Here is a 24,372-nt window from a genome sequence, read left to right as displayed (position 1 = left end):
CCTGAAGCCTGACCAAAACAACCGGATGGAAACGTACCCCATGACCGATCGCACCCGCGTCCTGCTGCTGGGCACGGCCCTGTCGCTCTCGTTCACCGCTCCGTTGGCGACCACCGCCCTGGCCGCTGAGGCGGCGCGGCCGTGGATGGATACCAAGCTGTCGCCGGACCAGCGCGCCGACCTGTTGAACAAGGAATTGACGGTGGACGAGCGCATCGGCCTGGTCCACGGGCCCATGGCCATGCCCTTCCTGGGCGCCAAGTTGCCGGAAGGCGCCATCGGGTCCGCCGGCTACATCCCCGGCGTGCCGCGCCTGGGCATCCCGGCCCTGCAGGAAAGCGACGCCAGCCTGGGCGTCGCCAACCCCATGAACGTGCGGCCGGGCGACCCGTCCACGGCCCTGCCGTCCGGCCTGTCGCTGGCATCCACCTGGAACCCCGAAACCGCTTACAAGGGCGGCGCCATGATCGGGAGGGAGGCTCACGCCAAGGGGCTGAACGTCCTGCTGGCCGGCGGCGTCAACCTGGCGCGCGACCCGCGCAACGGCCGCAACTTCGAATATCTGGGCGAAGATCCCTTGCTGGCCGGCACCCTGGGCGGTGAATCCATCCGGGGCATCCAGGACCAGAACGTCGTTTCCACCATCAAGCACTTCGCGGTGAACGACCAGGAAACCCAGCGCATGACCCTGGATGCCAAGATCGGGGAGGCGGCGGCGCGCGAAAGCGACCTGCTGGCCTTCCAGATCGCCATCGAGAAGGGCAAGCCCGGCTCCGTCATGTGCGCCTACAACAAGGTCAACGGCGCCTATGCCTGCGACAACCCCTTCCTGCTGAACCAGGTGCTGAAGACCGACTGGGCCTATCCCGGCTGGGTCATGTCCGACTGGGGTGCGGTCCATAGCGTGCAGGCGGCTGTGAATGGCCTGGACCAGGAATCGGGTGAGCAGATCGACGTCATGCTGAGCCCCGGAGGCAAGGTCTGGTTCAATGAGCCGCTGAAGTCCGCCGTCCAGGACAAGACGGTGCCGGCGGAGCGCCTGTCCGACATGACGCGGCGCATCCTGCGCTCCATGTTCGCGGCGGGCCTGTTCGACAACCCGGCGGCCAAGGCGCCCATCGATTTCGACGCCCATGCCCAGGTGACCAAGGCGGCCGGGACCGAGGGCATCGTCCTGCTGAAGAACAAGGGCGATCTGCTGCCCCTGGCCACGAAAGGCAAGACCATCACCGTCATCGGCGGCTTCGCCAACGCCGGCGTGCTGTCGGGCGGCGGCTCTTCCCAGGTGGTGTCGGACGCGGGCCCGGGGGCCAGCATTCCTTTGGGTGGCGATGGCATGATGGGCGCCTTCCGCACCGTGGTCTATCACGCGTCCTCTCCCCTGAAGGCCATCCGCGCCAAGGCGGGGGAGAAGGCGGTTCGCTTCAACGACGGCTCCTATCCGGCGGAGGCGGCGGCCGTGGCAAAGACCACGGACGTGGCCATCGTCTTCGCCACCCAGTGGATGAGCGAGGGCGCCGACGCGCCGGACCTCAGCCTGCCCAACGGCCAGGACGCCCTGATCGCCGCCGTGGCCGCCGCCAACCCCAACACCATCGTGGTGCTGGAGACGGGCGGGCCGGTGCACATGCCCTGGCTGGATAAGGTGGCCGGCGTGGTGGAGGCCTGGTATCCCGGCAGCCGGGGGGGCGAGGCCATCGCCGACATCCTGTTCGGTGACGCCAATCCCTCCGGTCGCCTGCCCATCACCTTCCCGGCAAGCGACGCCCAGTTGCTGCGCAAGGACATCCCCGGCGCCGACAAGCCGGAATTCAGCCCGGCCGAGATCACCTATACGGAGGGCGCCGACATCGGCTATCGCCATTACGCCAAGACGGGGGCCAAGCCCCTGTTCCCCTTCGGCTACGGCCTTAGCTACAGCCACTTCAGCTATGGCGACGTGAAGGTGACGGGTGGCGACACCCTGACCGTCAGCTTCGAGGTCACCAACACCGGCAAGCGCCCCGGCCAGGACGTGCCCCAGGTCTATCTGACCAACGCCGCCGGCACCAAGACCCAGCGCCTGATCGGTTGGTCCAAGGTGACCCTGGCCCCGGGGGAAAAGAAGCGCGTGACCGTCACCGCCGACACCCGACTGCTGGGCAGCTTCGATGAGGCCGCGCACGCCTGGCAGGTCAAGGCCGGCGACTATCAGGTGGCCGTGGGGGCTTCGGCCACCGACCTGGATCTCAAGGGCGGGGCGGCCGTCAAGGCCTCCACCCGCCAGCCATAAGCCTTTTTGGAACTTGGATCGCTGCCGGTTCCGGCCAAGCTGCGACCGGTGGCGATGATCCTGACAAGGGGAAATGCGATGTCCAAGATGATGAAGCGGATCGCGGTCGCGGCGCTGTTGCTGACCACTGCCCGGCCGGCGTTCGCGGCGGAAGCGCCGGTGGTGCAGGTGGAACAGGGCCGGGTCTCCGGCGTGGTCAGCGGCGATGTGGCGGCGTTCAAGGGCATCCCCTTCGCCGCCCCGCCGGTGGGCCCCTTGCGCTGGCGCCCGCCGCAGCCGGCCGCCGCCTGGGCCGGCGTGCGCTCCGGCGCCCAGTATGGCGCCGACTGCATGCAGAAACCATTGCCGGGCGATGCGGCCCCCCTGGGTGTCGCCCCGGCGGAGGATTGCCTGTACTTGAACGTCTGGGCACCTGCCGACACCGTCAAGCCGGGTGCCAAGCGGTCGGTGATGGTGTGGATCTACGGGGGCGGATTCGTGAACGGCGGCAGTTCCCCCGCCGTTTATGACGGATCGAACTTCGCCCGTGACGGCGTGGTGCTGGTCAGCTTCAACTACCGCGTCGGCCGCTTCGGCTTCTTCGCCCATCCCGCCCTGGTGGCGGAGGCGGGGCAGGGCCCTGTGGGCAACTATGGCTATCTCGACCAGTTGGCGGCCCTGCAATGGGTGAAGCGCAACATCACCGCCTTCGGCGGCGACCCTGACAATGTCACCATCTTCGGTGAATCCGCGGGCGGCATCTCCGTTCACACCCTGCTGACCTCGCCCATGGCCAAGGGGCTGTTCAACCGGGGCATCGTCCAGTCGGGTGCCGGACGCGAACGCATCCTGCCCACACCGCCCCTGCATGCGGACGGTGACGCGCCATCGGCGGAAAAATCGGGCCTGGCCTATGCCGCCCAGCACGGCATCACCGATACGGGTGCCGCTGGCCTGGCGGCCCTGCGCGCCTTGCCGGCCGAGGCGGTGGTGGACGGCCTGAACATGGCGACCATGAACGTGCCGACCTATTCCGGACCCATGGTGGATGGCGCCGTGGTCCGCTATTCGGCGCCGGTGACGGCCTATGCGGCGGGGGCGGGCGCCGACGTGCCGGTGATGGTGGGCGCCACCGGGGCCGATGGCTTCTTCTTCGGCGGTTCGCTGGACGATGTGCTGGCACCGTTCGGCGCTGACAAGGACAAGGCGCTGGCCCTGTTCGATCCCGACGGGTCGCGCGACGTGAAGCTGATTGGCCACCGTGTTGCCGGCGCCTTCATGTTCATCGAGCCGGCGCGCGAGACCGCCCGCCTGCTGTCGGCCCACAAATCACCCGTCTACCTGTTCCGCTATTCCTATGTGGCGGAGAGCATGCGCAAGGAATGGTGGGGCACGCCGCACGCGACGGAAATCCCCTTCGTCTTCGATACGGTTAAGGCCCGCTACGGCGATGCGCTGACGGCGGCGGACGCGGCGGCGGCCAAGGCGGCGCACGCCTACTGGGTGGCCTTCGCCAAGACGGGCAAGCCGGAGCCCCAGGGATTGCCGGCCTGGACGCCCTTCAAGGCGGGCCAGGATGAACGCCTGATGGACTTCGGCACCAAGGGGCCCGTGCTGGAGGTCGACCCGATGAAGGACCGGCTGGACCTGGCGCAGAAGGTGGCCGAGCAGCGGACCAAGGCGGCGTCGAACTAAATATGCTGCGTTGCGGAAAATTTCATTTCGCAACGCAATAAAATACGAATGTGTCGTAATAGCCATTGAACCCGGGCCCGGCGGATGTCAAACCCCTCGGGCCCGGACTTATCATACCGACTGGACGAACGATCGATGTCGACCGCATCCGCCCACAATAAATCCATGACGTCGCTGGCCCCGATCGTCGTCATGCTGTTCTTCGCCTGGGGCTTCGCCACGTCTATCGTGGACGCCGTGATCCCCAAGCTGAAGGAACAGTTCTCGCTGAACTACACCGAGGCGATGCTGGTGCAGTTCGCCTTCTTCCTGGCCTATTTCGTCGTGTCGGTCCCGGCGGGCGCCCTGCTGGCGCGCCTGGGCTATCTGCGCGGCATCGTCGCCGGTTTGGTCATCATGACCTTGGGCTGCCTGCTGTTCGTGCCCGCCTCCAGCATGGGCCTGTTCGCCGCTTTCCTGCTGGCGCTGTTCGTCATGGCGGGTGGTATTACCGTGCTGCAGGTGGCGGCCAACCCGCTGATGTCGCTGCTGGGCCGGCCGGAAACGGCGTCTAGCCGTCTGAACCTGGCCCAGGCCTTCAATTCCTTCGGCACTACCATCGGCCCCATCCTCGGTTCCGTCTTCATCCTGTCCAAGGCGGCGGACGGGGATGCCAGCACGCGCGGCGTGCACGTGCCCTTCCTGATGATCGCAGCCCTGCTGGTCGTCCTGTCCATGCTGTTCTGGTTCCTGCGGGGCCGTGAGGGGGCCGCCACCGACCAGCAGTCGGGCAGCGGCCTCAGCCTGAAGGTGCTGCGCCACAGCCAGTTGGCCCTGGGTGTGGTTTCCATCTTCGTCTACGTCGGGGCGGAGGTGTCCATCGGCAGCGCCATGGTCAACTACCTGATCCTCGACCGCACGCGGGACGCGGCGTCCGAGCTGGGCACCTGGTTCGCCGGCGTGATCCACCTGCACGACGTGCTGAACACCCCGGAATCCAAGGCCGCCGTGCTGGTCAGCCTGTACTGGGGCGGCGCCATGTTTGGCCGCTTCATCGGTTCCGTGGTGCTGCGCTTCGCCCGGCCCGGCATCGTGCTGATGGCATGTTCGCTGGCCGCCGCCCTGCTGGTCAGCCTGTCCATGGCCAGCAGCGGCACGCTGGCCATGGCCACCATCCTGTCGGTGGGCCTGTGCAACTCCATCATGTTCCCCACCATCTTCACCATCGCCATCGATGGGCTGGAGGAAGAGACACCCCAGGGTGCCGGCATGCTGTGCCTGGCCATCTTCGGCGGTGCCGTGGTGCCCATGATCACGGGCAAGGTCGCCGACCTGACCAGCCTGGTGCTGGCCTTCATCGTGCCGGTGGTCTGCTACTTGATGATCGCCGGCTACGGCCTGCTGACCGGCCTGCACCTGCTGTCGGGCAAGCCCGCCGCCAAGACCGGCGGCGCCCCCCGCGCGGTGTCCATGCACTGACGCGCGTGGGCGTTTTGACGTGACGATCGGCGGCGTAGGACACCCCTGCGCCGCCGAAGTCGTTTCAGGCGGTCAACATGGCCAGAAGCACCGGTAGGGTGATGGCCGCCGCCAGGGTCTGGACGGTGATGATGCCCGCCATCAGCGGGGCGTCGCCGCCCATCTGGCGGGCCAGGACATAGGCGCTGACGGAGGTGGGCAGGGCGTTGTACAGCACCACGGCGACGAAGGCGTTGCCCTGGACACCCAGCGCCTTGGCCAGCAGTGCGGTGACAACGGGCAGGACGGCCAAACGGGCCACGCTGCTGATGGCCACCGCCACCTTGGCCCCCCGGATGGCGGAAAAGCCCAGGCCGGCGCCGACGGCCAGCAGGCCCAGCGGCAGGCTGGCCTGGCCCAGCACGTTCATGACGGGCGATACCACCGGAATCTGCCGCACGCCGGCCAGATTCAGGGCGGCGCCCACGATGACAGAGCAGACCAGCGGGTTGCTCAGGATCTGCCACAGGGTGCGCAGGGGATGACGCTTCATGCCGGCCGGCATGTCCCCGTGGCGCTGCATTACCAGGATGCTGAGGATGTTCACCGTGGGCATGCAGAACAGCACGCCGATGGCCATCAGGGCCGTGCCGTGCGGGCCCAGCAGCGCGGCGCCCAAGGCCATGGCGACATAGGTGTTGACCCGCACCGCCCCCTGGAAGACGGAGGTGTAGGCCGGATCGCTGCCCGACAGGCGCCGGCAGGTCAACTGCAGGCCGGCGCTCAGCAGCAGGATGCCGCCCACCAGGGCGCCGCCCATGGCCCAGATGTCCATGCCCGACAGGTCGGTCTTGGCGGTGCCGTCGATCAGCAGCGCGGGGAACAGCAGGTAATAGATCAGCCGTTCGGCCGCACCCCAGAAGGCGGCGTCGATCAGCTTGAAATGCCGCAACCCGAAGCCGATCGCGATCAGCAGGAAGGTGGGCGCCAGCGCCGTCAGGACCTGCAGCATGCCTGGTCAGTCGTCCCGGTCGCGATCTTCTTCATCGTGTCTTCCATCCAGGCCCGCCGCGTCACCCTTCGCTTCGTCGCGGGCGGCCAGGGCGGCGCGCGCGGCCTCGGCCGCCATGAAGTCCAGGGCGCCCTGAAGGATGTAGGCCGCGGCCATGCGGTCGACCACCTCGTCCCGGCGTTTGCGGGTCATGTCCCACTCGATCATCATGCGGCTGACGGCCGAGGTGGACAGGCGTTCGTCCCAGAAGGCGATCTCGGGTACCTGGCCGCCCAGCAGGTGGGGCTGTTCGATCAGGTTCTGGGCGAAGCTGCGGGCGGATTGGGCGGCCGGGCCGTCGCTGCCGTCCATGTTGCGGGGCAGGCCGATGACGAAGCCGGCGACGTTGCGGCCGCGCAGCTCCTTGGCCAGATCCTGCACGTCGGTCGTGAACTTGCGCCGCGTGATGGTGCCGACCGGCGAGGCCACGGTCAGGCCGGGATCGGAGATCGCCATGCCTATGGTTTTGGACCCCAGATCCAGGCCCATCAGCCGCCCGCCGGGGGGCAGCTGGGCCTTGAGGTCCCTGATGTTGCGGATCGCCATACCGGGTGTTACCTTCCGCGCCGCCCGGGGGCCGGCGGCATACGACACGCCGCCTGTCATCGCCCCCGTGGCTCCTTATTCCGAAGGAGAGACTTAGCACCATGTCCCTCGACAAGGCCACCGTGGCGAAGATCGCGCATCTCGCCCGCATCAAGGTCCCGGACTCCGATCTGGAGCAGCTGGCCGGCGAACTCAACACCATCATGCATTGGGTGGAGATGTTGGGCGAGGTGGACACCCAAAACGTGGAACCGATGACCAGCGTGGTCGCCGCCAACCTGCGCCGGCGCCCCGATGCCGTGACCGACGGCGGTTATCCGGAAAAGGTGGTCGCCAACGCCACCGACGCCACCGAGAATTTCTTTTCCGTGCCCAAGGTTGTCGAGTGATGACGAAGCTGACCCACCTGACCATGGCCGACGCCTTGGCCGGCCTGGCCGCCAAGGAGTTCACCGCCGTCGAGCTGACCCAGGCGCACCTGGACGCCATGGCAGCGGCCAAGGAGCTGAACGCCTACATCATCGAGACGCCGGACGTGGCGCTGAAGCAGGCGGCCGACGCCGACGCCCGCTACGCCAAGGGTGAGCAGCGGGCCCTGGACGGCCTGCCCCTGGGCATCAAGGACCTGTTCTGCACCGAGGGCGTGCAGACCACGGCCGCCAGCCACATCCTGGACGGCTTCGTCCCGCCGTATGAGAGCACGGTGACCACCCAGCTGTTCCGCGACGGCGCCGTCATGCTGGGCAAGCTGAACCTGGACGAATTCGCCATGGGTTCGGCCAACATCACCAGCCACTACGGCCCGGTGATCAGCCCGTGGTCGCCCAAGGACGAAGCCGGCAACTTCACCCGCAAGCTGGTGCCCGGCGGGTCCTCGGGTGGCTCGGCCGCCGCCGTGGCCGCCCGCCTGGCGCTGGGCGCCACCGGCACCGATACCGGTGGTTCCATCCGCCAGCCGGCCAGCTTCGTCGGCATCGTCGGCATCAAGCCGACCTATGGCCGCTGCTCGCGCTGGGGCATCGTCGCCTTCGCCTCGTCCCTGGACCAGGCAGGCCCCATGACCCGCACGGTGAAGGACGCGGCGCTCATGCTGCGCTCCATGGCCGGTTACGACCCCAAGGACAGCACCTCCATCGATGTGCCGGTGCCGGACTATGCCGCCGCCCTGACCGGCGACATCCGCGGCCTGCGCGTGGGCATTCCCAAGGAATACCGCGTCGATGGCATGCCGGCGGAGATCGAGAAGCTGTGGCAGCAGGGCATCGAATGGCTGAAGGCCGCCGGCGCCACGCCGGTGGAGATCAGCCTGCCGCACACCAAGTACGCCCTGCCGGCCTACTACATCGTGGCCCCGGCCGAGGCCTCCTCCAACCTGGCCCGCTATGACGGCGTGCGCTTCGGCCTGCGCGTCGAGGGTAAGGACCTCAAGGAGATGTACGAGAACACCCGTGCCGAGGGCTTCGGCGCCGAGGTGAAGCGCCGCATTATGATCGGCACCTACGTGCTGTCGGCCGGCTACTACGACGCCTATTACCTGAAGGCGCAGAAGGTGCGCGCCCGCATTGCCGAGGACTTCACCAAGGCGTACGAGCTGTGCGACGTCATCCTGACGCCCACCGCCCCGTCGGCCGCCTTCGGCATCGGCGAGAAGATGGACGATCCCATCGCCATGTACCTGAACGACGTCTTCACCGTTCCGGCCAACCTGGCGGGCCTGCCCGGCCTGTCGGTGCCGGCCGGCCTGAGCGGCGAGGGCCTGCCCCTGGGCCTGCAGGTGCTGGGCCGTCCGTTTAATGAGGCAACCGTGCTGAAGGTCGGCCACGTCATCGAACAGGCTGCGGGCCCGCAGCCCCTGCCGCCGCTGGTGTCGTAAGGGCAGTTCCGGTTACGGAATGATAAAAGGCGGCGTCCTCGCGGGCGTCGCCTTTTTTTATTACATAGCTGAGAGATCACTAATTTGCGCTGATTCTTATTGTATTAGAGCATCGAGCCTTTAATCGGACGCATACCCTGCGGCCTTGAGGTAGTTCCAGCATTCATCTGGATCGTAGAGGTCGCAGATGTTTCCGATGGCCTTCCAGAGATCGTCAATGGTCCTGGCGCCGATGCGCCTGAGGTGAGCCTTGAGCTTGGCAAAGGCCATCTCGATAGGGTTCAGATCAGGGCTGTAAGGCCGCAGGAAGAGGAACCAGGCGCCCGCCTCCTTGAGGATGGCCTTGGCCTTCTCGCTCTTATGGCTGGCCAGGTTGTCGAGGATGACGACGTCGCCCGGACTGAGCGTGGGTGCCAGCTGGGTTTCGACATAAGCCTCGAAGAGAACCCGGTTCATCGGCTGGTTGATGATCCATGGAGCGGTCAGACCATCGCAGGGCAGGGCGGCGATGAAGGTCTGCGTCTTCCAATGGCCGAAGGGGGCTTGGGCCCTGAGGCGCTGTCCCCGCCGTGCTCGGCCGCGCAGGCGAGTCATCTTGGTGGTTGTAGCGGTCTCATCGATGAAGACCAGGCGGTGGGGCTCCTGGCGCATGCGCGGCTGACGGTGCGTCCGCCAAACTTGGCGGCCCTCGCGGATGTCAGCGCGTTCGCACTCGGATGCCAGCAGTGTTTTTTTTGGTGCTGAACCCTGCCTTCAGCAAAGCCCGCGACAGCGAAGCCGGTGCGCGACAACGCCCGTGGTGGCTGCTAGCTTCGCGGCCAACTCCGGCATCGAGATGTCGGCTTGCGCCTCCACCCAAGCGACCAACTGGGGCATATGCTTTGCCAGTTTGCCGTCGCCGGGAGGTCGGCCCTGGCGTCCCGGTTCAATCGACCCAGTAGCCACAACACGCTGCGCCAACTTCACAGCGAAGCTCGCGCTTACACCGAAGTGCCGCGATGCTTCTCGGCGGGAATGACCCGCCGCTATCCGGGCCTCAACCCGTTCCCGAAGGTCCTCTGAATACGGCTTGCCCATGATCCACCTCCGATAAAGATGAATCACATCCAGCGTCTCAAGGGAATCCCCCGATTCCGCGTTGGAGCTCGATGCTCTAGTTGCGAAATATTTTAAGATTAAATGATTTGTTGTTCATTCTGGCTTCACTATTTCGACATTTTTATCTTTTAGAATTGACTGTATTTTTTTGTCTTCGTATTTTCTGGTGAGCGTGTCGTAAGTTCCTTTGTGTATTCTCCCCCAACTGAAATTGACACGGGAAAAATAACGATCGATGTCATGAAAAAGCATCAGTAATCGGATAATGCCGATTACTGATTTGGGGGCTATTTCTTGTTTTAGAGATTCTATGGCGTCATCAGAAATAATACTATTAAGATCTGCGACAGAGTTAAGTCCATATTCATGTAGCTCACTGATGCATGTCGATACGCTTTCGTCGTCTATTTTGCGTTTCGTTTCTATTTTATTCACTGTAAGGAAATTAGTCATGAATTTAACAAATGTTATTGAGTCTATGACTTTATCGTTGAGTTCGACCGGTGATGATTTAGCAATTTCTTTAGCATAAGAATCTATAGAATTTGAGATTTCTTCAAATCCCTTATCCGCAAGCTCGAGGAGACCGGAATATAGGTTAATTTGACGTTCTAAATTCGGGGGAAGCGTGGCCCCAAATTTGTATGAACGGTCATGAGCTAGCTCTGCCCACGCATGCTGAAGCACTGTGCGTATTTGAATTTCGAACTTTAGATCGCATAAACTGCTATATTCGGCAATGCCGGCTCGGGCTTCGCCAAGTGTGCAGACATAATGGACCGAGCGATATCCGATCCGGTCAGTTCCGAGAGAGCCGGCTCTGTCGAGGCTGTTTTCCTTGTCGATTTCAAAAGTTCGTTTAATAATCTCTTCTATTGAATTGACGTCCGAGTTCAAGAATGTAATTATTCTGACTCCAGATATATCTGTAAATTTTTTAGCAAAATCTTTATACTCTTTCCGTCGTTGTTTTCCTATGATGCTTTCTTTTGTTTTTGTTCTTCCTGTAACACTAAGGAAATCTATATCATTTGACCGGAGAATTCCTTCAATTATAGAAATGATCATTGGTGTTAACCGTCGATAATTCATTAAATTATTTCTAATAAAATCCTCTATATTGATATACATTCTCACGTTTCCTTTGGTTTTGGGATTTTTCGGACTTCCAAGGCTTCCTCCGTCCCTCTCTCCCCCCCCCCCAGTATTTTCTATAATATCGGCTCTTACTTGAACCCCGCCACCTTCAGCGCCTCATCCGGGTTGCCCTTGTCGCAGCGGCCGGCCTGGTCGGCGGGGCTGTCGGTCAGGTGGGCGGCGTCCAGGGCGGTGGTGCCGTCGTCGGCCGCCTTCAGGGTGAAGGTGATCTGGGTCAGGAAGGCGGCCTTGCCCGTGCCCAGCACGGCGGACTGGCGCGCGGCTTCGCCGAAGTCGGCGGCCAGGGCGTCGCAGAGGGCCTTGCGCGTCACGCTCTTGCCCGTGGCCTCGGCCAGCAGGGTACCCGCCTTCGCAGCCCCCAGCGTTTTCACCATGGCGCCGGCCTGGGCATAGTACTGGTCGGCGGACAGGCCGCTGCAATAGCCGTGCTTCTGCCATTCATGCAAGGTGAGGCCGGAGGCGATGCCGGGCATGACCTCCGCCAGCGTACCTTGCACCGCCGGCGACAGGGGCGGCAGCACGCGGTCCTTCCAGGTGGGGTCGTTGTCCTTGGCGGAGAGGGAGCACGCGCTGCTCCACTGCGGCCACAGGCCATGCAGGGTCAGGTGGGTGGCGCCGAAGCTGGTGGCGCGGTCGCCGGCGGCACATTCCGGATGGCCATCGCCGTGCAGGTAGCAGAACTCCGGCTCCCAGCTCAGCACGAACATGTAGGTGTGGTGGCCCGGCGTCTGCTTGTCCCCGGGAACCGACGCGCCCCCAGCGGCGTCAGCAGCCAGGGCGGTGCCGCCGGCCAGACAGGCGGCCATAAACAAAGCCGTGGCGGTGTTCCGAAGACCCTTGCGCATCGCGTGCATCTCCCCTTGCGGTTTGCCCTTATGGAGTGTGGGAACACGCGGTCGCCGTCAAGGGGAAAGAGGTCCAAAAGGGGAACAAAAGGAATAGGCCTGGCGATGGCGGCCAGGCCTATTCGCGTCGTGGAGACCTCAGGGCGTCATGGCGTCCTGCGGAACAGGCCTGCCAAGAACTGCAGCAGGAACAGGAAGACACCGATGCCGACGATGATGCGCAACACCTCTGCCAGGATGGGCGGCAGCAGGGTCACGGCCAAATCCACCAGCATGATGATCAGCAGCAGGCTGAGGATGGCGTAAAGGATGTTGCGAAGGGGGGCGTTCATGGCGCGATCTCTCTCGTCAGGGAGCCGGCACGGGGACCGGTTCCAGTCTTGGGCAGGTGGATGCTGGGCAGGCGCGCGTGCCGGACGGCGGCCACCAGCACCTGGCCCATGAAGGCCAGGAAGACCAGACCCACCAGCAGCGGCGGCAACGCGCCGATGACAGGGGGCAGCACCTGCATGGCCAGGTCCGTCAAGGGAACCAGCAGCAGAAGAACGACGGTGATCGACAAAAGGTTGCGCAAGGCGTTCAGCACAGGCGATCTCCAGACCTTCCTCGATGGCCCCCCAGCGGCGCATCTCATGATCCATTCGGAAGGGCCCATCCGGCCTTTCCCTGGTAACAAATCGGGAAATAGCAGGGCCGGTTGCCGTGGCAACTGGCAGGCGGGCCAAAGCGCTAAGGGCCGCGCCGGAATGCCTATCCACCCACCAGGCGGGTCGAGGATGGGAATATCCGGCCTGCCGGACGGCATGACAAAAGGCGACGGGCGGAGGGGTGCGACCGTGTTCTCAGCCATTCGGCCTATGACCTGCGTCAAATGGCCCGGCCGGCCGAAGGGCGCCGTCTCAACACTCCACCGCCCGCCCGGGAAAGCCTGCGGGCGGACCGGCTGTACGGGGGCATTCCAAGGAAAACAAGCGTCCCGCCCCGGGCGCGCGCGATGCCGCGTAATCAAATCGACACAGCGATGAGGCGCTAACCATGAATTTCAGGAATGCCTCCAATAAATCCGGCGGCACCTGCGCTGAAATGGCCCATTGCCCCGTTCCTGCAAAGGTGCGATCCCGCGTTTCCTTGATTTTTGCGGTGCACCGTGTGGATGCGTCATCGCGACGCGGCTGTTTTGCCCTTCCGCCGTCTGCCCGCGACTGTGGCGTGGAGTGTTTAAGGTGCCTTCTTTCCGCTTTCTTCCCGGTCCCGGTCGCGGGCTGCAGTGGCTGGGTGCCGCCTTGCTGGTGGCCGCGGTCGTGGGGATGATCGTGATCCGGGAAAGCGATGTGCCTTCTCCTCCTCCGTCCCAGCCGGAGGCGGCCCCCGGCACCTTCCAGGTGACGCCGGGCCAGTGGGCGACGCTGGGCATGGAAACCGTGGCCCCACACCCCTTCCGGACGCACATCGACACCGATGGCCGGGTGACCGCCAATGACGAGGCGACAACGCCGGTCTATTCCCCCGTTTCCGGTCAGGTGGGTACCGTGACCGCCCGCGTCGGCGATCACGTGGCCAAGGACGCTGTCCTCATGACCGTCGACGCCACCGACATGGCGCAGGGACGCAGCGACCTGGCGGCCGCCGCATCGGCCGCCGCTGCGGCCGATGCCCAGCTGCGCCAGGCCCGCGTGACGGTACAGCGCCAGCGTGACCTGTACCAGGCCGACGGTAGCGCCCTGAAGGATTGGCAGCAGGCCCAGGTGGACTTGGTGACGGCGGAAACGGCCGCGCGCACGGCGCAGGCGGCCCTGGCCGCCGTCCGCGACCGGCTGCGCGTGCTGGGCCGCACCCCACAAGAGATCGCGGCCCTTACGCATGAGGGGGTCGCCTTGGCACCGACCCCGGTGCGCGCACCCGTCGCCGGCACGGTGCTGCAGCGTCAGGTTTCCCCGGGTCAGTACGTCAACGGGGTGGCCAACGGCGGCACCATGGCCTTCAGCCTGGCCGACCTTTCCACCGTCTGGCTGCTGGCCAATGTGCGCGAGGCCGACGCGGCCGCCGTGGCCGTGGGGCAGGAGGTCGAGGTGCGCGTGCCCGCTTATCCGGCCCGGGTCTTCCGGGGCCGGGTGACGGCGGTGGCCCCGGCCATCGACCCCGCCACCCGGCGCCTGGCGGTGCGCGTCACCCTGGACAACGCCGATGGCGCCCTGAAGCCAGAGATGATGGCGACCGTGCGCCTGTTTACCGACCCTGGGGCCTCCACCCCCACCGGCCCGGCCCCGACCCTGGCCGTGCCGGAACGGGCGGTGATCCATGAGGGTGAGGTGTCGCGCGTCTGGGTGGCCGATGCCGCCCACCACGCCCTGGCGCTGCGCCCCGTGACCCTGGGGCGGCAGCAGGACGGGCTGGTGGAGGTGTTGGGCGGCCTGAAGGCGGGGGACAGCGTGGTGACCAAGGGCGCCCTGTTCATCGACCGCGCGGCGCAGGGCGACTGAGATCATGAACAAGGTCGTCATTTTCGCGTTGCGCCAGCGCGTCCTGATGCTCGCGGCGCTGGCCGTCCTGCTGGTGGTGGGCGTGGGCGCCTTCCTGCGCCTGAACATCGAGGCCTATCCCGATCCGGTCCCGCCCATGGTGGAGATCGTGACCCAGAACAGCGGCCAGTCGGCGGAGGAGATCGAGCGCTACATCACCGTGCCCATCGAGGTGCAGATGGCCGGCATCCCCCACGTCACGGCCATCCGCTCCGTCTCCCTGTTCGGGCTGTCGGACATCAAGATCCAGTTCACCTACGACTTCACCTATGACGAGGCGGTGCAGCGGGTGGTCAACCAGCTGTCGCAGCTGTCCAACCTGCCGTCGGGTGTGCAGCCGGCCATTTCGCCGGAAAGCCCCATCGGCGAGATCCTGCGCTATCAGGTGGTGGGGCCGCCGGGCTATTCCGTCACCGACCTCAAGACCCTGCAGGACTGGGTGCTGCAGCGCCGGTTCAAGGCCGTGCCGGGCGTCATCGACGTGTCCGGCTGGGGCGGCAAGACCAAGGCGTACGAGGTGACGGTGGATCAGCGCAAGCTGACCGCTTATGGCCTGACCATTCCCGGCGTACTGCAGGCACTGAACAACGCCAACATCAATGTCGGCGGCCAGACGGTGAACATCGGCGACCAGGCCATGGTGGTGCGTGGCGTGGGCCAGATCCATTCCCTGGACGACATCCGGGGCACCATGCTGGCGGCCAACAACGGCACGCCGGTGCTGGTGGGCGACGTCGCCACCGTCACGGTGGGCAACCAGCCGCGCCTGGGCATCGCAGGTCGCGACGGCCAGGACGACATCGTCCAGGGCATCGTGCTGATGCGCCGGGGGGCCGAGAGCAAGCCCACGATCCTGGCCGCCAAGGCGGAGATGGAGAAGATCAACACGTCCGGCATCCTGCCGCCGGGAGTCTACCTCAAGACCATCTACGACCGGTCGGACCTGATCGATCTGACCACCCACACCGTGCTGCACAACATGGTCATGGGCATCATCCTGATCTTCTTCGTGCAGTGGCTGTTCCTGGGGGACCTGCGCAGCGCCGTCATCGTTGCCGCCACCGTACCCTTCGCCCTGTTCTTCGCCATCCTGATCATGACCCTGCGCGGGGAGTCGGCCAACCTGCTGTCCGTCGGCGCCATCGACTTCGGCCTGATCGTGGACGCCACCGTCATCATGGTGGAGAACATCTTCCGCCACCTGGCGCAGCCGCCCAAAGAGCGGTTCGCCAAATCCTCCATCATGCACAGCGTGCGGCAGGAGGTGATCCTGCGCGGCCGGTTCGGCGTCATCGCCAACTCCGCCGTCGAGGTCAACCGCGCCATCTTCTTCTCCGCCGCCATCATCATCGCCGGCTTCGTGCCGCTGTTCACCCTGTCGGGGGTGGAGGGACACATCTTCGGCCCCATGGCCAAGACCTACGCCTACGCCATCGCCGGCGGCCTGATCGCCACCTTCACCATCTCCCCCGCCTTGAGCGCCATCCTGCTGCCCGAACAGGTGCGGGAGCATGACACGGTGGTGGTGCGCGTGCTGCATCGCCTGTACCCACCCCTGCTGCGCCTGGCCCTGGCCAACAGGCGCTTGGTGCTGGCCGTGGCCGGCGCGCTGATGGTGCTGGCCATCGTCTGCACCCGTTTCATGGGCATGGAATTCCTGCCGCACCTGGAAGAGGGCAACCTCTGGATCCGCGCCAACCTGCCCCTGTCCATCTCGCTGGAGGCGGGGACGGAGGCGGTGGATGGCATTCGCCGCATCATCAAGGACTATCCGGAGGTGGAGACCGTTATCTCACAGCACGGGCGCCCCGACGACGGTACCGACGCCACCGGCTTCTTCAATGCCGAATTCTTCGTGCCGCTGAAGCCCTTCGACAGCTGGCCCAAGGGCTGGGACAAGGAACGCCTGACCCGCGACATCGAGGCGAAGCTGACCGAGCGCTTCCCCGGTATCGAGTTCAACTTCTCCCAATACATCGAGGACAATGTGGAGGAGGCGGCCAGCGGCGTCAAAGGTGAGAACTCGGTCAAGCTGTTCGGCAACGACCTTGAGACGCTGGAGAAGACTGCCAACCGCATCAAGCAGGTGATGTCCACCGTGCCCGGCGTGACCGACCTGGGTGTGTTCAAGTCGCTGGGCCAGCCCACGATCAAGATCACGGTGGACCGGGGCAAGGCCGCCCGCTACAGCCTGTCCACCGGCGACGTCAACGCCGTTGTCCAGGCCGCTATCGGCGGCCAGGCGGCGGGCAACCTGTACGAGGATGGCAGCGATCGCAACTTCCCCATCATGGTGCGCCTATCGCCCGAGGATCGCGGCAGCCTGGAGGCCATCCGGCACATCACCGTGGGGACGACCGCGCTGGGCACGGGAACGGCACCCATCCCCCTGGCCGACGTGGCCGACATCCGCATGGTTTCCGGCGCGTCCTTCATCTATCGCGAGGGGCAGGGCCGCTACATCCCCATCAAGTTCAGCGTGCGTGGACGCGATCTGGGCAGCGCTGTGCTGGAGGCGCAGCAGAAGGTGGCGGAGCAGGTGCAGCTGCCCGGCGGCTATCGCCTGGAATGGGTGGGGGAATTCGGCAACCTTCAGGATGCGGTGCGCCGCCTGGCTGTGGCCGTCCCGGTCAGCCTGGCGCTGATCTGCGTGCTGCTGTACCTCAACTTCGCCTCCATGACCGACACGCTGCTGGCGGCCAGCGTCATGCCCATGGCGCTGGTCGGCGGCATCTTCATCCTGGCCGCCACCGGCACGCCCTTCTCCATCTCCGCCGCCATCGGCTTCATCGGCCTGTTCGGCATCTCGGTGATGGAGGGCATCATCGTCATCTCCTACTTCAACCAGCTGGTCCACGCGGGCATGGAACGGGCGTCGGCGCTGGTGAAGGCGGCGGAGACGCGCCTGCGTCCCGTCATGATGACCTGCATCGCCGCCTGTGTCGGCCTGCTGCCGGCGGCCCTGTCGCACGGCATTGGCTCCCAGGTGCAGCGGCCGCTGGCCATGGTGGTGGTGGGCGGCATCCTGCTGGCGCCCATCCTGATCCTGGTGGTGCTGCCGGTGCTGATCAGCCTGTTCTCCAGCCGCACGGCCCTGCCTGTCACTCCGGGGGAGGCTGAATGATGCGCCGCGTCCTGCATCTCATCCCCGCCCTGCTGCTCGCGGCCTGCGCCGCCGGTCCGGACTACCAGACGCCGGCCGCCCCGCCCAAGACGGCGCTGTCCCCGCCGCCCAAGCTGCCGGATCAGAGCCTGCTCGCCGGCCGCGACATCCCGGCCGACTGGTGGGCGCTGTTCAAGTCGCCGGCCCTGGACGGGCTGGTACGTGAGGCCATGGCACACAACGCCGACGTAGCGGCGGCGCAGGCGGCCCTGCGCGTGGCGCGGGAAAACGCCTACGCCAATGCCGGTTCCTTCCTGCCCGCCATTGACGCCAGCTTCCAGGCCACCCGGCAGAAGGACCCCACCGGCACCGTGGCGCCCACGGCGGCCAACAACGCGCCGCAGCTGAACCTGTTCACCCCGCAGCTGTCGGTGTCCTACAGCCCCGATCTGTGGGGCGGCACCCGGCGGGGGCAGGAGGCGCTGGACGCCACTACCGAGGGCCAGCGCTTCCAGGTCGAGGCGACCTACCTGACCCTGACGTCCAACGTGGTGGTGGCAGCGGTGACGGAAGCCAGCCTGCGCGGCCAGATCGACGCCGCCCAGTCCATCATCGCCGACGCCGGCAAAGCCCTGGCCATCCTGCGCCGCCAGCGTGACCTGGGCCAGGTTTCGGCCGCCGACGTGGCGGCGGGGGAGACGGCGCTGGCGCAAGCCGAGCAGACGCTGCCGCCATTGGAAAAACAGCTGGAACAGCAGCGCCATCAGCTGAACGCCCTGCTGGGCCGCATGCCAGCCGACCCGACACCGGAAACCTTCCAACTGGGCGACCTGGTCCTGCCGGCGGAGCTGCCCTACAGCCTGCCGGCCCGAGTGGTGGAACAGCGGCCCGACATCCGCCTGGCCGCCGCCAACCTGCATGTCGCCAGCGCCAATGTCGGCATGGCCGTGGCCAATCGCCTGCCCAACCTCACGCTCAGCGGGGCGGCGGGGTCCAGCGCCTCGGCGTTGAACAGCCTGTTCACCGCCGGCAACGGCTTCTGGAACTTCGGCGCCAGCCTGACCCAGCCGGTGTTCGAAGGGTTCAGCCTGGCGCACAAGGAAAAGGCGGCGCGGGCGGCCCTGGACCAGGCGGCGGCGCAATACCGCTCCACCGTGATACTGGCCTTCCAGAACGTGGCTGATACGCTGTCGGCATTGAAAAGCGATGGCGATGCCCTGGCCGCGGCGCAGCGGGCGGAGGCGGCCGCGTCCCACGCCCTGACCCTGGCCCGGCGCCAGCTGGAGCTGGGGGCGGCGGCGCCCACGGCGGTGCTGGCGGCCCAGCAGGCGGCGGCCCAGGCGCGGCTGGCCTTGGTGCAGGCGCAGGCGGCGCGCCTGATGGACACCGCCGCCCTGTTCCAGGCATTGGGCGGCGGCTGGTGGAATGTGCCACCGAGGGAGCCCGGGGCCGAGCCCGGCCACGCAGCGCCGCCCGATGGGGGCTTCATTACCCGATAAACTTTCGGAGGTTCATTCGGTTAACCATCCGGAAACCCATTCCTGGCACCGTGATGTCGCAGAGACGATTTGTCACAGGCGACACGGGCGGGGCTGGCTTTGCGGACTTTCTACTTCCGGACCGGATTGTTGGCGCTGGCCGTGCTGGCCACGCCGGGTTTGACGTCGGCGCTGGCGGCGGAGGGGGAGCTGCGCGAATTCGCGCCCGACCGGCCCGACAAGACCGACGGCCCCTACACGATCGATCCGGGCCACGTCCAGGTCGAGACGGACATCGTCAGCCACAACCGCGACTTCTATAACGACGACGGCACGCGCAAGCACGAGTCCGTCTTCATGGCGCCCAACATCCGCATCGGCGTCTGGGACGACACCGAATTCGACATAATCGCCCCCGCCTACACCGTCATGGGCCTGTCCGAGCGGGGCGGCGGCCACACCCGGCTTCACGGTTGGTCGGACATGACCGTGCGGGCCAAGATCAACCTGTGGGGTAATGATCGCGAGGGCACGACCGCCCTGGGCCTGATCCCCTTCGTGAAGCTGCCTACGGCCGCCACCGCCTACGGCAATGGCGCGTTCGAGGGCGGCATCGGCGTGCCCTTCGCCATTAAGCTGGGCGGGGAGTGGGAACTGGGCACGCAGACCACGCTGGCCGTGAACCGCAACGCCATCGGCGACGGCTACGACCCCGACCTGGCCTTTTCCATGAGCCTCAGCCACCCGCTGGGCGAGGTGCTGGACGGCTATATCGAGCTGTATGGCGAGCGGCAGACCGGCCCCGACGCCGCCACCGTCGCCACCCTGGACTTAGGCGTGACCTATCAGGTGACGCCGAACTTCTCCGTCGATGGCGGCGTGAACATCGGCCTCAGCAAGGCGGCCGACGATGTGAACCCCTTCATCGGCTTCACCATCCGCTTCTGATTTTTGACTTGGATTTCGTGACCGAACCCGGAGGCCCGCGATGAAACTGGCACACAAACTGACCCTGTCTTCGGCCATGACGGTGCTGATGATCCTGCTGATCGCGGGGGTCTTCACCCTGACCCTGGGTTGGTTGGCCGAGAGCAAGAAGACCCTGACCGGCACCTCGGGCGTGGCCGCCAAATCGGTGCGCGCCGTATCGGCGGGCAACGACCTCTACGCCATCGTCGCGGACGCGGAAATCAACCACAACCTGGATGAGACGCGCAAGGACTGGGCCGAGAAGAAGCAGGGCATCCTGGCCATGTTCAAGGACCTGCGCGCCGAGGCCGACCTGCCGGAGGAAAAGGCCGCCCTGGATGGTGCTGAGGCGGGCTTACGCGACTACATGGCTATCTTCGAGCAGCAGATGCTGCCGGCGCTGGAGAAAACCGATGCCTTGACCCCAGCCATTCGTGAGCTTGACGGCAAGGTGGACGAGGCGCGCGACCAGATGACCCAGAACCTGGAGAAGATGGCGGTGCTGAACCTGAAGCAGTCCGAGGATGCGGAGAAGGCCTTCGACGCCGCCTCTGCCAACGGCCGCGCTCTGGGCTTCACTTTCGCCGGCATCGCCATCGCGCTGAGCCTGGTGCTGTCCTGGGCCACGGGCCGGTCCATCACCCGCCCCGTGGAGCTGCTGCGCGGCGTCATGGAGACCATGGCCGGCGGCGCCCGGCAGGTGGATGTGCCTGGCGTGGCGCGCGGCGATGAGATCGGCGCCATGGCCCGCGCGGTCGAGGTGTTCAAGGAAAGCCTGATCCAGGGCGACGCGCTGGCGGCCGAGCAGGCGACGCTAAAGGCCGAGGCCGAGGCCCAGCGCAAGGCCGCCATGGCCAGCGCGGCCGACCATTTCGAGGCGACGGTGCGCGCGGTTGTGGACAAGGTGGCGACGGCCGCCGCCGACATCCAAACGACGGCTCGCGAGCTGGGCTCCGCCGCCGAGGAGAGCCTGCGGCAGACCACCACCGTGTCGGCCGCCGCCAGCCAGTCCGCCGGCAACGTGCGCACCGTGGCAACGGCCAGCGAGGAACTGTCCTCCTCCATCGGTGAGATCAGCCGGCAGGTGGAGAATTCCGCCGTTGTGGCTCGTGAGGCGGTGGTTCAGGTAGACGCGACGCGCGGCACGGTCGACGGCCTGGCCGACGTGGCCAACCGCATCGGCGCCGTGGTCCAACTGATCAGTGACATCGCTGGGCAGACCAACCTGCTGGCCTTGAACGCCACCATCGAGGCGGCGCGGGCGGGTGAGGCTGGCAAGGGCTTCGCCGTCGTGGCCAGCGAGGTGAAGACCCTGGCGACGCAAACGGCCAAGGCGACCGAGGAGATCGCCGCCCACGTCGGCGCCATCCAGGGGGCCAGCGGCCAGGCGGTGACGGCCATCGGCGACATCGGCGCCACCATCCGGCGCATCGACGAGATCGCCTCCATCATCGCCGCCGCGGTGCAGGAGCAGGGTGCCGCCACCCAGGCCATCGTCAGCAACGTGGGCGAGACGGCGCGGGCGACGGAGGAGATCACCGAGAACATCTACGGTGTCAACGAACGCGCCGGCAAGACGGCCCGCAAGTCGGCGGAGGTCGAGGCCTCCTCCACCGAGCTGACCAGCGAGGCCCAGGTACTGCGCACCCAGGTCGACGCCTTCCTGGCCCAGCTGCGCGCGGCCTGAGCGCAGGGGCATCCATGAGGAGCGGTGGGCTGGTCCTCAGGCGAGGGCCAGCCTGCCGTTTTTCAGGGCCACGCGCTTTTCACCACCGGCCGGCACCGTCACCGCCACCACATCCTCGCCCAATCGCACTTGCCAGCGTTGCGGCTGCGCGCCGGCGTTGCGCAGGGCCGCCTGCGCCAGCGTGCCGTCCTTCCAGACCAAGTCCAGCCGGCCCTGGCCGCGCACCCGCACGCCGCGCAGGCTGCCATGGCCCCAGGCGCGGGGCAGGGCGGGCAGCAGCTCGATATCGTCGCCGATGCTTTGCACCAGCATCTCCACCATGCCGGCCGTGCCGCCGAAGTTGCCGTCGATCTGGAAGGGTGGGTGGGCGTCGAACAGGTTGGGGTAGGTGCGGTCGGGGCCCAGCAGCAACTTCAGGATCGCGTGCGCATGGTCGCCGTCGCCGAGGCGCGCCCACAGGTTCAGGCGCCAGCCCAAGCCCCAGCCGGTGGCGTCGTCCCCCCGGATCTCCAGTGTCTTGCGGGCGGCTTTGATGAGGTCCGGCGTGTCCCGCCGGGTGATCTGGTCGCTGGGATAGACAGCGTAGAGGTGGGAGACGTGGCGGTGGTGGATTTCCGGCGCCTGCATGTCCCAATCCTCCAGCCATTCCTGCAACTGGCCGGCCCCGCCGATGCGGTCGGGCGGCAGGCGCTCGCGCGCGGCCGCCACCTTGGCGCGGAAATCGGCGTCCTTGCCCAGGATTTCGCCGGCCTTGACGGCGATGGCGAACAGATCGCGCAGGATCTGCCGGTCCATGGCCGGACCGGCGCACAGCGAGGTGCCCAGGGGGTGCACGTTTTCCGGTGACAGCGACGGGTTGGTAACCAGCCAGTCGCTGCCCGGCAGGACCATGAGCGTATTCAGGAAGAACTGGGAGGCGCCCTTCAGGATGGGGTAGATGTCGGCCAGGAACGCCTTGTCCCGGCCATAGTCGTAATGGTCCCACAGGTGACGGCAGAGCCACGCCCCGCCCATGGGCCAGAGGCCCCATTTGGGGCCGTCCGGCGGCCCCACCACCCGCCAGACGTCGGTGTTGTGGTGGGCCATCCAGCCGCCGGCACCGTACATGTCCCGTGCCGCCCGCGCGCCGGTTTCCGAAAGGTCCTTCAGCATGCCCACCAAAGGCTGCACACATTCGCCCAGGTCCACCAGCTCCGCCGGCCAGTAGTTCATCTCGGTGTTGATGTTGATGGTCCACTTGGACTCCCAGGGCGGATCCACCTGTTCATTCCAAATGCCCTGCAGGTTGGCAGGCTGGCCGCCGGGGCGGGAACTGCTGATCAGCAGGTAGCGGCCGTAGTTGAAGTAGAGGGCGGCCAGGGCAGGGTCGTCCTGGGGGGCGGCGGCGCGCACACGTTCATCCGTGGGCAGGCCGGCGGCAGGCGTCGTCCCCAGGTCCAGGGCCACGCGGCGGTACAGGCGCTGATGCTCCGCCACGTGGTCGGCCAGCAGCCGGGCATACGGCTTGGCCGCGGCCTGGGCCAGGGTGGCGGCCGTCAGGGCCGCCGGATCGGCGCTGATGTCGTCGTAGCGCCTATAGCCGGTGGCGGCGGTTATCAGCACCACGGCCTCATCCGCGTGGTCGATGACGATGCCGTCGCTGCCGGCCCGCACCGTGCCGCCGCTGGCGATGACCTTCAGGCGCACGGCGAATTTCAGCCGCCCCTCTATGCCGAAGCGGCTGGGGCTGATGCCGGTCAGCAGCAGGCCGTCCGGCCCATCCGCCACCAAGGTGGCGTTCTGCGGCGTCAGCAGCGACAGGTTGGCGCTGATCAGGCCCGGCTTGTTGGCCGAGAGCCGGGTGACGATCACCTGGTCCGGCGCGCTGGCGAAAACCTCGCGCGTGTGGGTGGACGACCAGGCGCCGCCGCCGCTGACAAGACGGGTGGTGGTCACCGCGGTGTCGAGATCCAGCCGGCGGTGATAGTCGTGCACCGTATCCAGGCTTTGGAACAGCAGCACGGCGTCGCCCAGGGTCTGGTAGGGCATCTGCTTCAGGGGTTTGGCCATCAGCTTGGCGCCGGCCAGCGCCTCCGCCTCCCTATACTTGCCCTGGAAGATCAGCTCGCGCACCTGGGGCAGGTTGGTCTTGGCCTCCGGATTAACGTCGTCGTAAGGCCCGCCGGCGTAGAAGGTGTCCTCGTTCAACTGCAGCCGTTCCATGGAAATGCCGCCGAACACCATGGCACCCAGCCGGCCATTCCCCACGGGCAGCGCCTCCACCCACTGCGCCGCGGGCTGGTTGTACCAGAGCGTCTGGGCCGGATCCGGGGTGGGGAGGGGCGCCACCGGGGCGGCGGGCGGTGCCTCCTGCGCCAGGGCGGGCCGCGTGGCGCTGGCCGACAGCAGGGCGGCGGCGCTGGCCATCAGGATTTCCCGGCGCGATATGCTGGACATGGGCAGGCGACCTTCCCCTCGGTGGATCGACAGTCACGACAGGGGATTGGTATTCGGCGGGCCCGTCGGGCCGCCGGCCGCGCTGGGGCGCCCGTTTCCTCCGTCACCGGCGATCAGCGCCGCCGTTGCCGGTGATCCTAATGTGACCGGTATCATGGGGCAAGGCGTGGCTCGCTTGCGGGGGGTGGATGATAGCGTTATCATCCTACTAATTCGCGCCCCTGGA

The 24,372-nt window shown here is 66.3% G+C and carries 17 protein-coding genes and 1 pseudogene; 10 read left to right on the top strand and 8 right to left on the bottom strand.

Annotated elements, in window-relative coordinates; all coding sequences use genetic code 11:
• The first annotated feature begins 40 nt into the window (after positions 1–40).
• The 3 genes from FBZ87_RS09545 (at position 41) to FBZ87_RS09535 (ending at position 5,404) form a co-directional block, all read left to right on the top strand.
• Positions 41–2,272 (top strand): beta-glucosidase, encoded by a 2,232-nt coding sequence (locus FBZ87_RS09545; RefSeq protein WP_145610103.1) that lies wholly within the window; start codon positions 41–43, stop codon positions 2,270–2,272.
• A gap of 78 nt (positions 2,273–2,350) precedes the next feature.
• The gene (locus tag FBZ87_RS09540) at positions 2,351–3,946 is read left to right on the top strand and encodes a carboxylesterase/lipase family protein (protein ID WP_246134319.1); all 1,596 of its coding nucleotides are present in this window, start codon (positions 2,351–2,353) and stop codon (positions 3,944–3,946) included.
• Positions 3,947–4,081: 135 nt separating this feature from the next.
• Entirely contained in the window at positions 4,082–5,404 is a 1,323-nt protein-coding gene (locus FBZ87_RS09535) for a sugar MFS transporter (RefSeq protein WP_211106903.1), read from the top strand.
• Between the two features lie 64 nt (positions 5,405–5,468).
• Here FBZ87_RS09535 and FBZ87_RS09530 read toward each other — a convergent pair whose 3' ends face one another.
• A complete protein-coding gene (locus FBZ87_RS09530) occupies positions 5,469–6,395 on the bottom strand; it encodes an AEC family transporter (RefSeq protein ID WP_145610101.1) in 927 nt (308 codons plus the stop codon).
• A gap of 6 nt (positions 6,396–6,401) precedes the next feature.
• Positions 6,402–6,980 (bottom strand): Holliday junction resolvase RuvX, encoded by a 579-nt coding sequence (gene ruvX / locus FBZ87_RS09525; RefSeq protein ID WP_145610100.1) that lies wholly within the window; start codon positions 6,978–6,980, stop codon positions 6,402–6,404.
• 101 nt (positions 6,981–7,081) lie between these two features.
• Here ruvX and gatC point away from each other — a divergent pair, with 101 nt between their 5' ends.
• Together gatC and gatA are read left to right on the top strand one after the other, a co-directional pair.
• A complete protein-coding gene (gene gatC, locus FBZ87_RS09520; RefSeq protein WP_040845375.1) occupies positions 7,082–7,369 on the top strand; it encodes an Asp-tRNA(Asn)/Glu-tRNA(Gln) amidotransferase subunit GatC in 288 nt (95 codons plus the stop codon).
• The gene (gene gatA / locus FBZ87_RS09515; protein ID WP_145610099.1) at positions 7,369–8,853 is read left to right on the top strand and encodes an Asp-tRNA(Asn)/Glu-tRNA(Gln) amidotransferase subunit GatA; all 1,485 of its coding nucleotides are present in this window, start codon (positions 7,369–7,371) and stop codon (positions 8,851–8,853) included. Before gatC ends, gatA begins: the two co-directional genes overlap by 1 nt.
• Positions 8,854–8,973: 120 nt before the next feature.
• Here gatA and FBZ87_RS09510 read toward each other — a convergent pair.
• The 5 genes and pseudogenes from FBZ87_RS09510 to FBZ87_RS09490 form a co-directional block, all read right to left on the bottom strand.
• A pseudogene (locus tag FBZ87_RS09510) lies at positions 8,974–9,930 on the bottom strand (IS630 family transposase).
• 114 nt (positions 9,931–10,044) lie between these two features.
• Positions 10,045–11,082 carry a GTP pyrophosphokinase gene (locus FBZ87_RS09505; protein WP_145610098.1) on the bottom strand — a complete coding sequence of 346 codons (1,038 nt, stop codon included), beginning with the start codon at positions 11,080–11,082 and terminating at the stop codon, positions 10,045–10,047.
• A 95-nt stretch (positions 11,083–11,177) separates the two neighbouring features.
• Complete coding sequence (locus FBZ87_RS09500; RefSeq protein WP_186454675.1) at positions 11,178–11,954, bottom strand: ribonuclease T2 family protein; 777 nt, start codon at positions 11,952–11,954, stop codon at positions 11,178–11,180.
• Positions 11,955–12,100: 146 nt separating this feature from the next.
• Complete coding sequence (locus FBZ87_RS09495; RefSeq protein ID WP_040845379.1) at positions 12,101–12,286, bottom strand: hypothetical protein; 186 nt, start codon at positions 12,284–12,286, stop codon at positions 12,101–12,103.
• The gene (locus FBZ87_RS09490; RefSeq protein WP_145610096.1) at positions 12,283–12,540 is read right to left on the bottom strand and encodes a hypothetical protein; all 258 of its coding nucleotides are present in this window, start codon (positions 12,538–12,540) and stop codon (positions 12,283–12,285) included. Before FBZ87_RS09490 ends, FBZ87_RS09495 begins: the two co-directional genes overlap by 4 nt.
• A gap of 637 nt (positions 12,541–13,177) precedes the next feature.
• On the opposite strand from FBZ87_RS09490, the gene FBZ87_RS09485 reads away from it, so the two are divergent.
• The 5 genes from FBZ87_RS09485 (at position 13,178) to FBZ87_RS09465 (ending at position 21,710) form a co-directional block, all read left to right on the top strand.
• Positions 13,178–14,434 (top strand): efflux RND transporter periplasmic adaptor subunit, encoded by a 1,257-nt coding sequence (locus FBZ87_RS09485; protein WP_145610095.1) that lies wholly within the window; start codon positions 13,178–13,180, stop codon positions 14,432–14,434.
• Between the two features lie 4 nt (positions 14,435–14,438).
• Positions 14,439–17,597, top strand: a complete 3,159-nt coding sequence (locus FBZ87_RS09480) for an efflux RND transporter permease subunit (RefSeq protein ID WP_145610094.1) — start codon at positions 14,439–14,441, stop codon at positions 17,595–17,597.
• Entirely contained in the window at positions 17,594–19,075 is a 1,482-nt protein-coding gene (locus FBZ87_RS09475) for an efflux transporter outer membrane subunit (RefSeq protein ID WP_145610093.1), read from the top strand. The genes FBZ87_RS09480 and FBZ87_RS09475 overlap by 4 nt, the downstream gene beginning before the upstream one ends.
• Positions 19,076–19,204: 129 nt before the next feature.
• On the top strand, positions 19,205–20,002 hold the full coding sequence (locus FBZ87_RS09470; protein WP_186454674.1) for a transporter: 798 nt from the start codon (positions 19,205–19,207) through the stop codon (positions 20,000–20,002).
• Between the two features lie 40 nt (positions 20,003–20,042).
• Positions 20,043–21,710, top strand: a complete 1,668-nt coding sequence (locus tag FBZ87_RS09465; RefSeq protein WP_145610091.1) for a methyl-accepting chemotaxis protein — start codon at positions 20,043–20,045, stop codon at positions 21,708–21,710.
• Between the two features lie 36 nt (positions 21,711–21,746).
• Here the strand turns inward: FBZ87_RS09465 and FBZ87_RS09460 are convergent, their stop codons facing one another.
• Positions 21,747–24,146 carry a glycoside hydrolase family 95 protein gene (locus FBZ87_RS09460; protein WP_145610090.1) on the bottom strand — a complete coding sequence of 800 codons (2,400 nt, stop codon included), beginning with the start codon at positions 24,144–24,146 and terminating at the stop codon, positions 21,747–21,749.
• Between the last annotated feature and the right edge of the window lie 226 nt (positions 24,147–24,372).

It is taken from the genome of Nitrospirillum amazonense, from assembly GCF_007828035.1.
GTDB classification, from domain to species: Bacteria; Pseudomonadota; Alphaproteobacteria; order Azospirillales; family Azospirillaceae; genus Nitrospirillum; species Nitrospirillum amazonense.
This window is presented reverse-complemented; position numbering and strand designations above follow the sequence as displayed.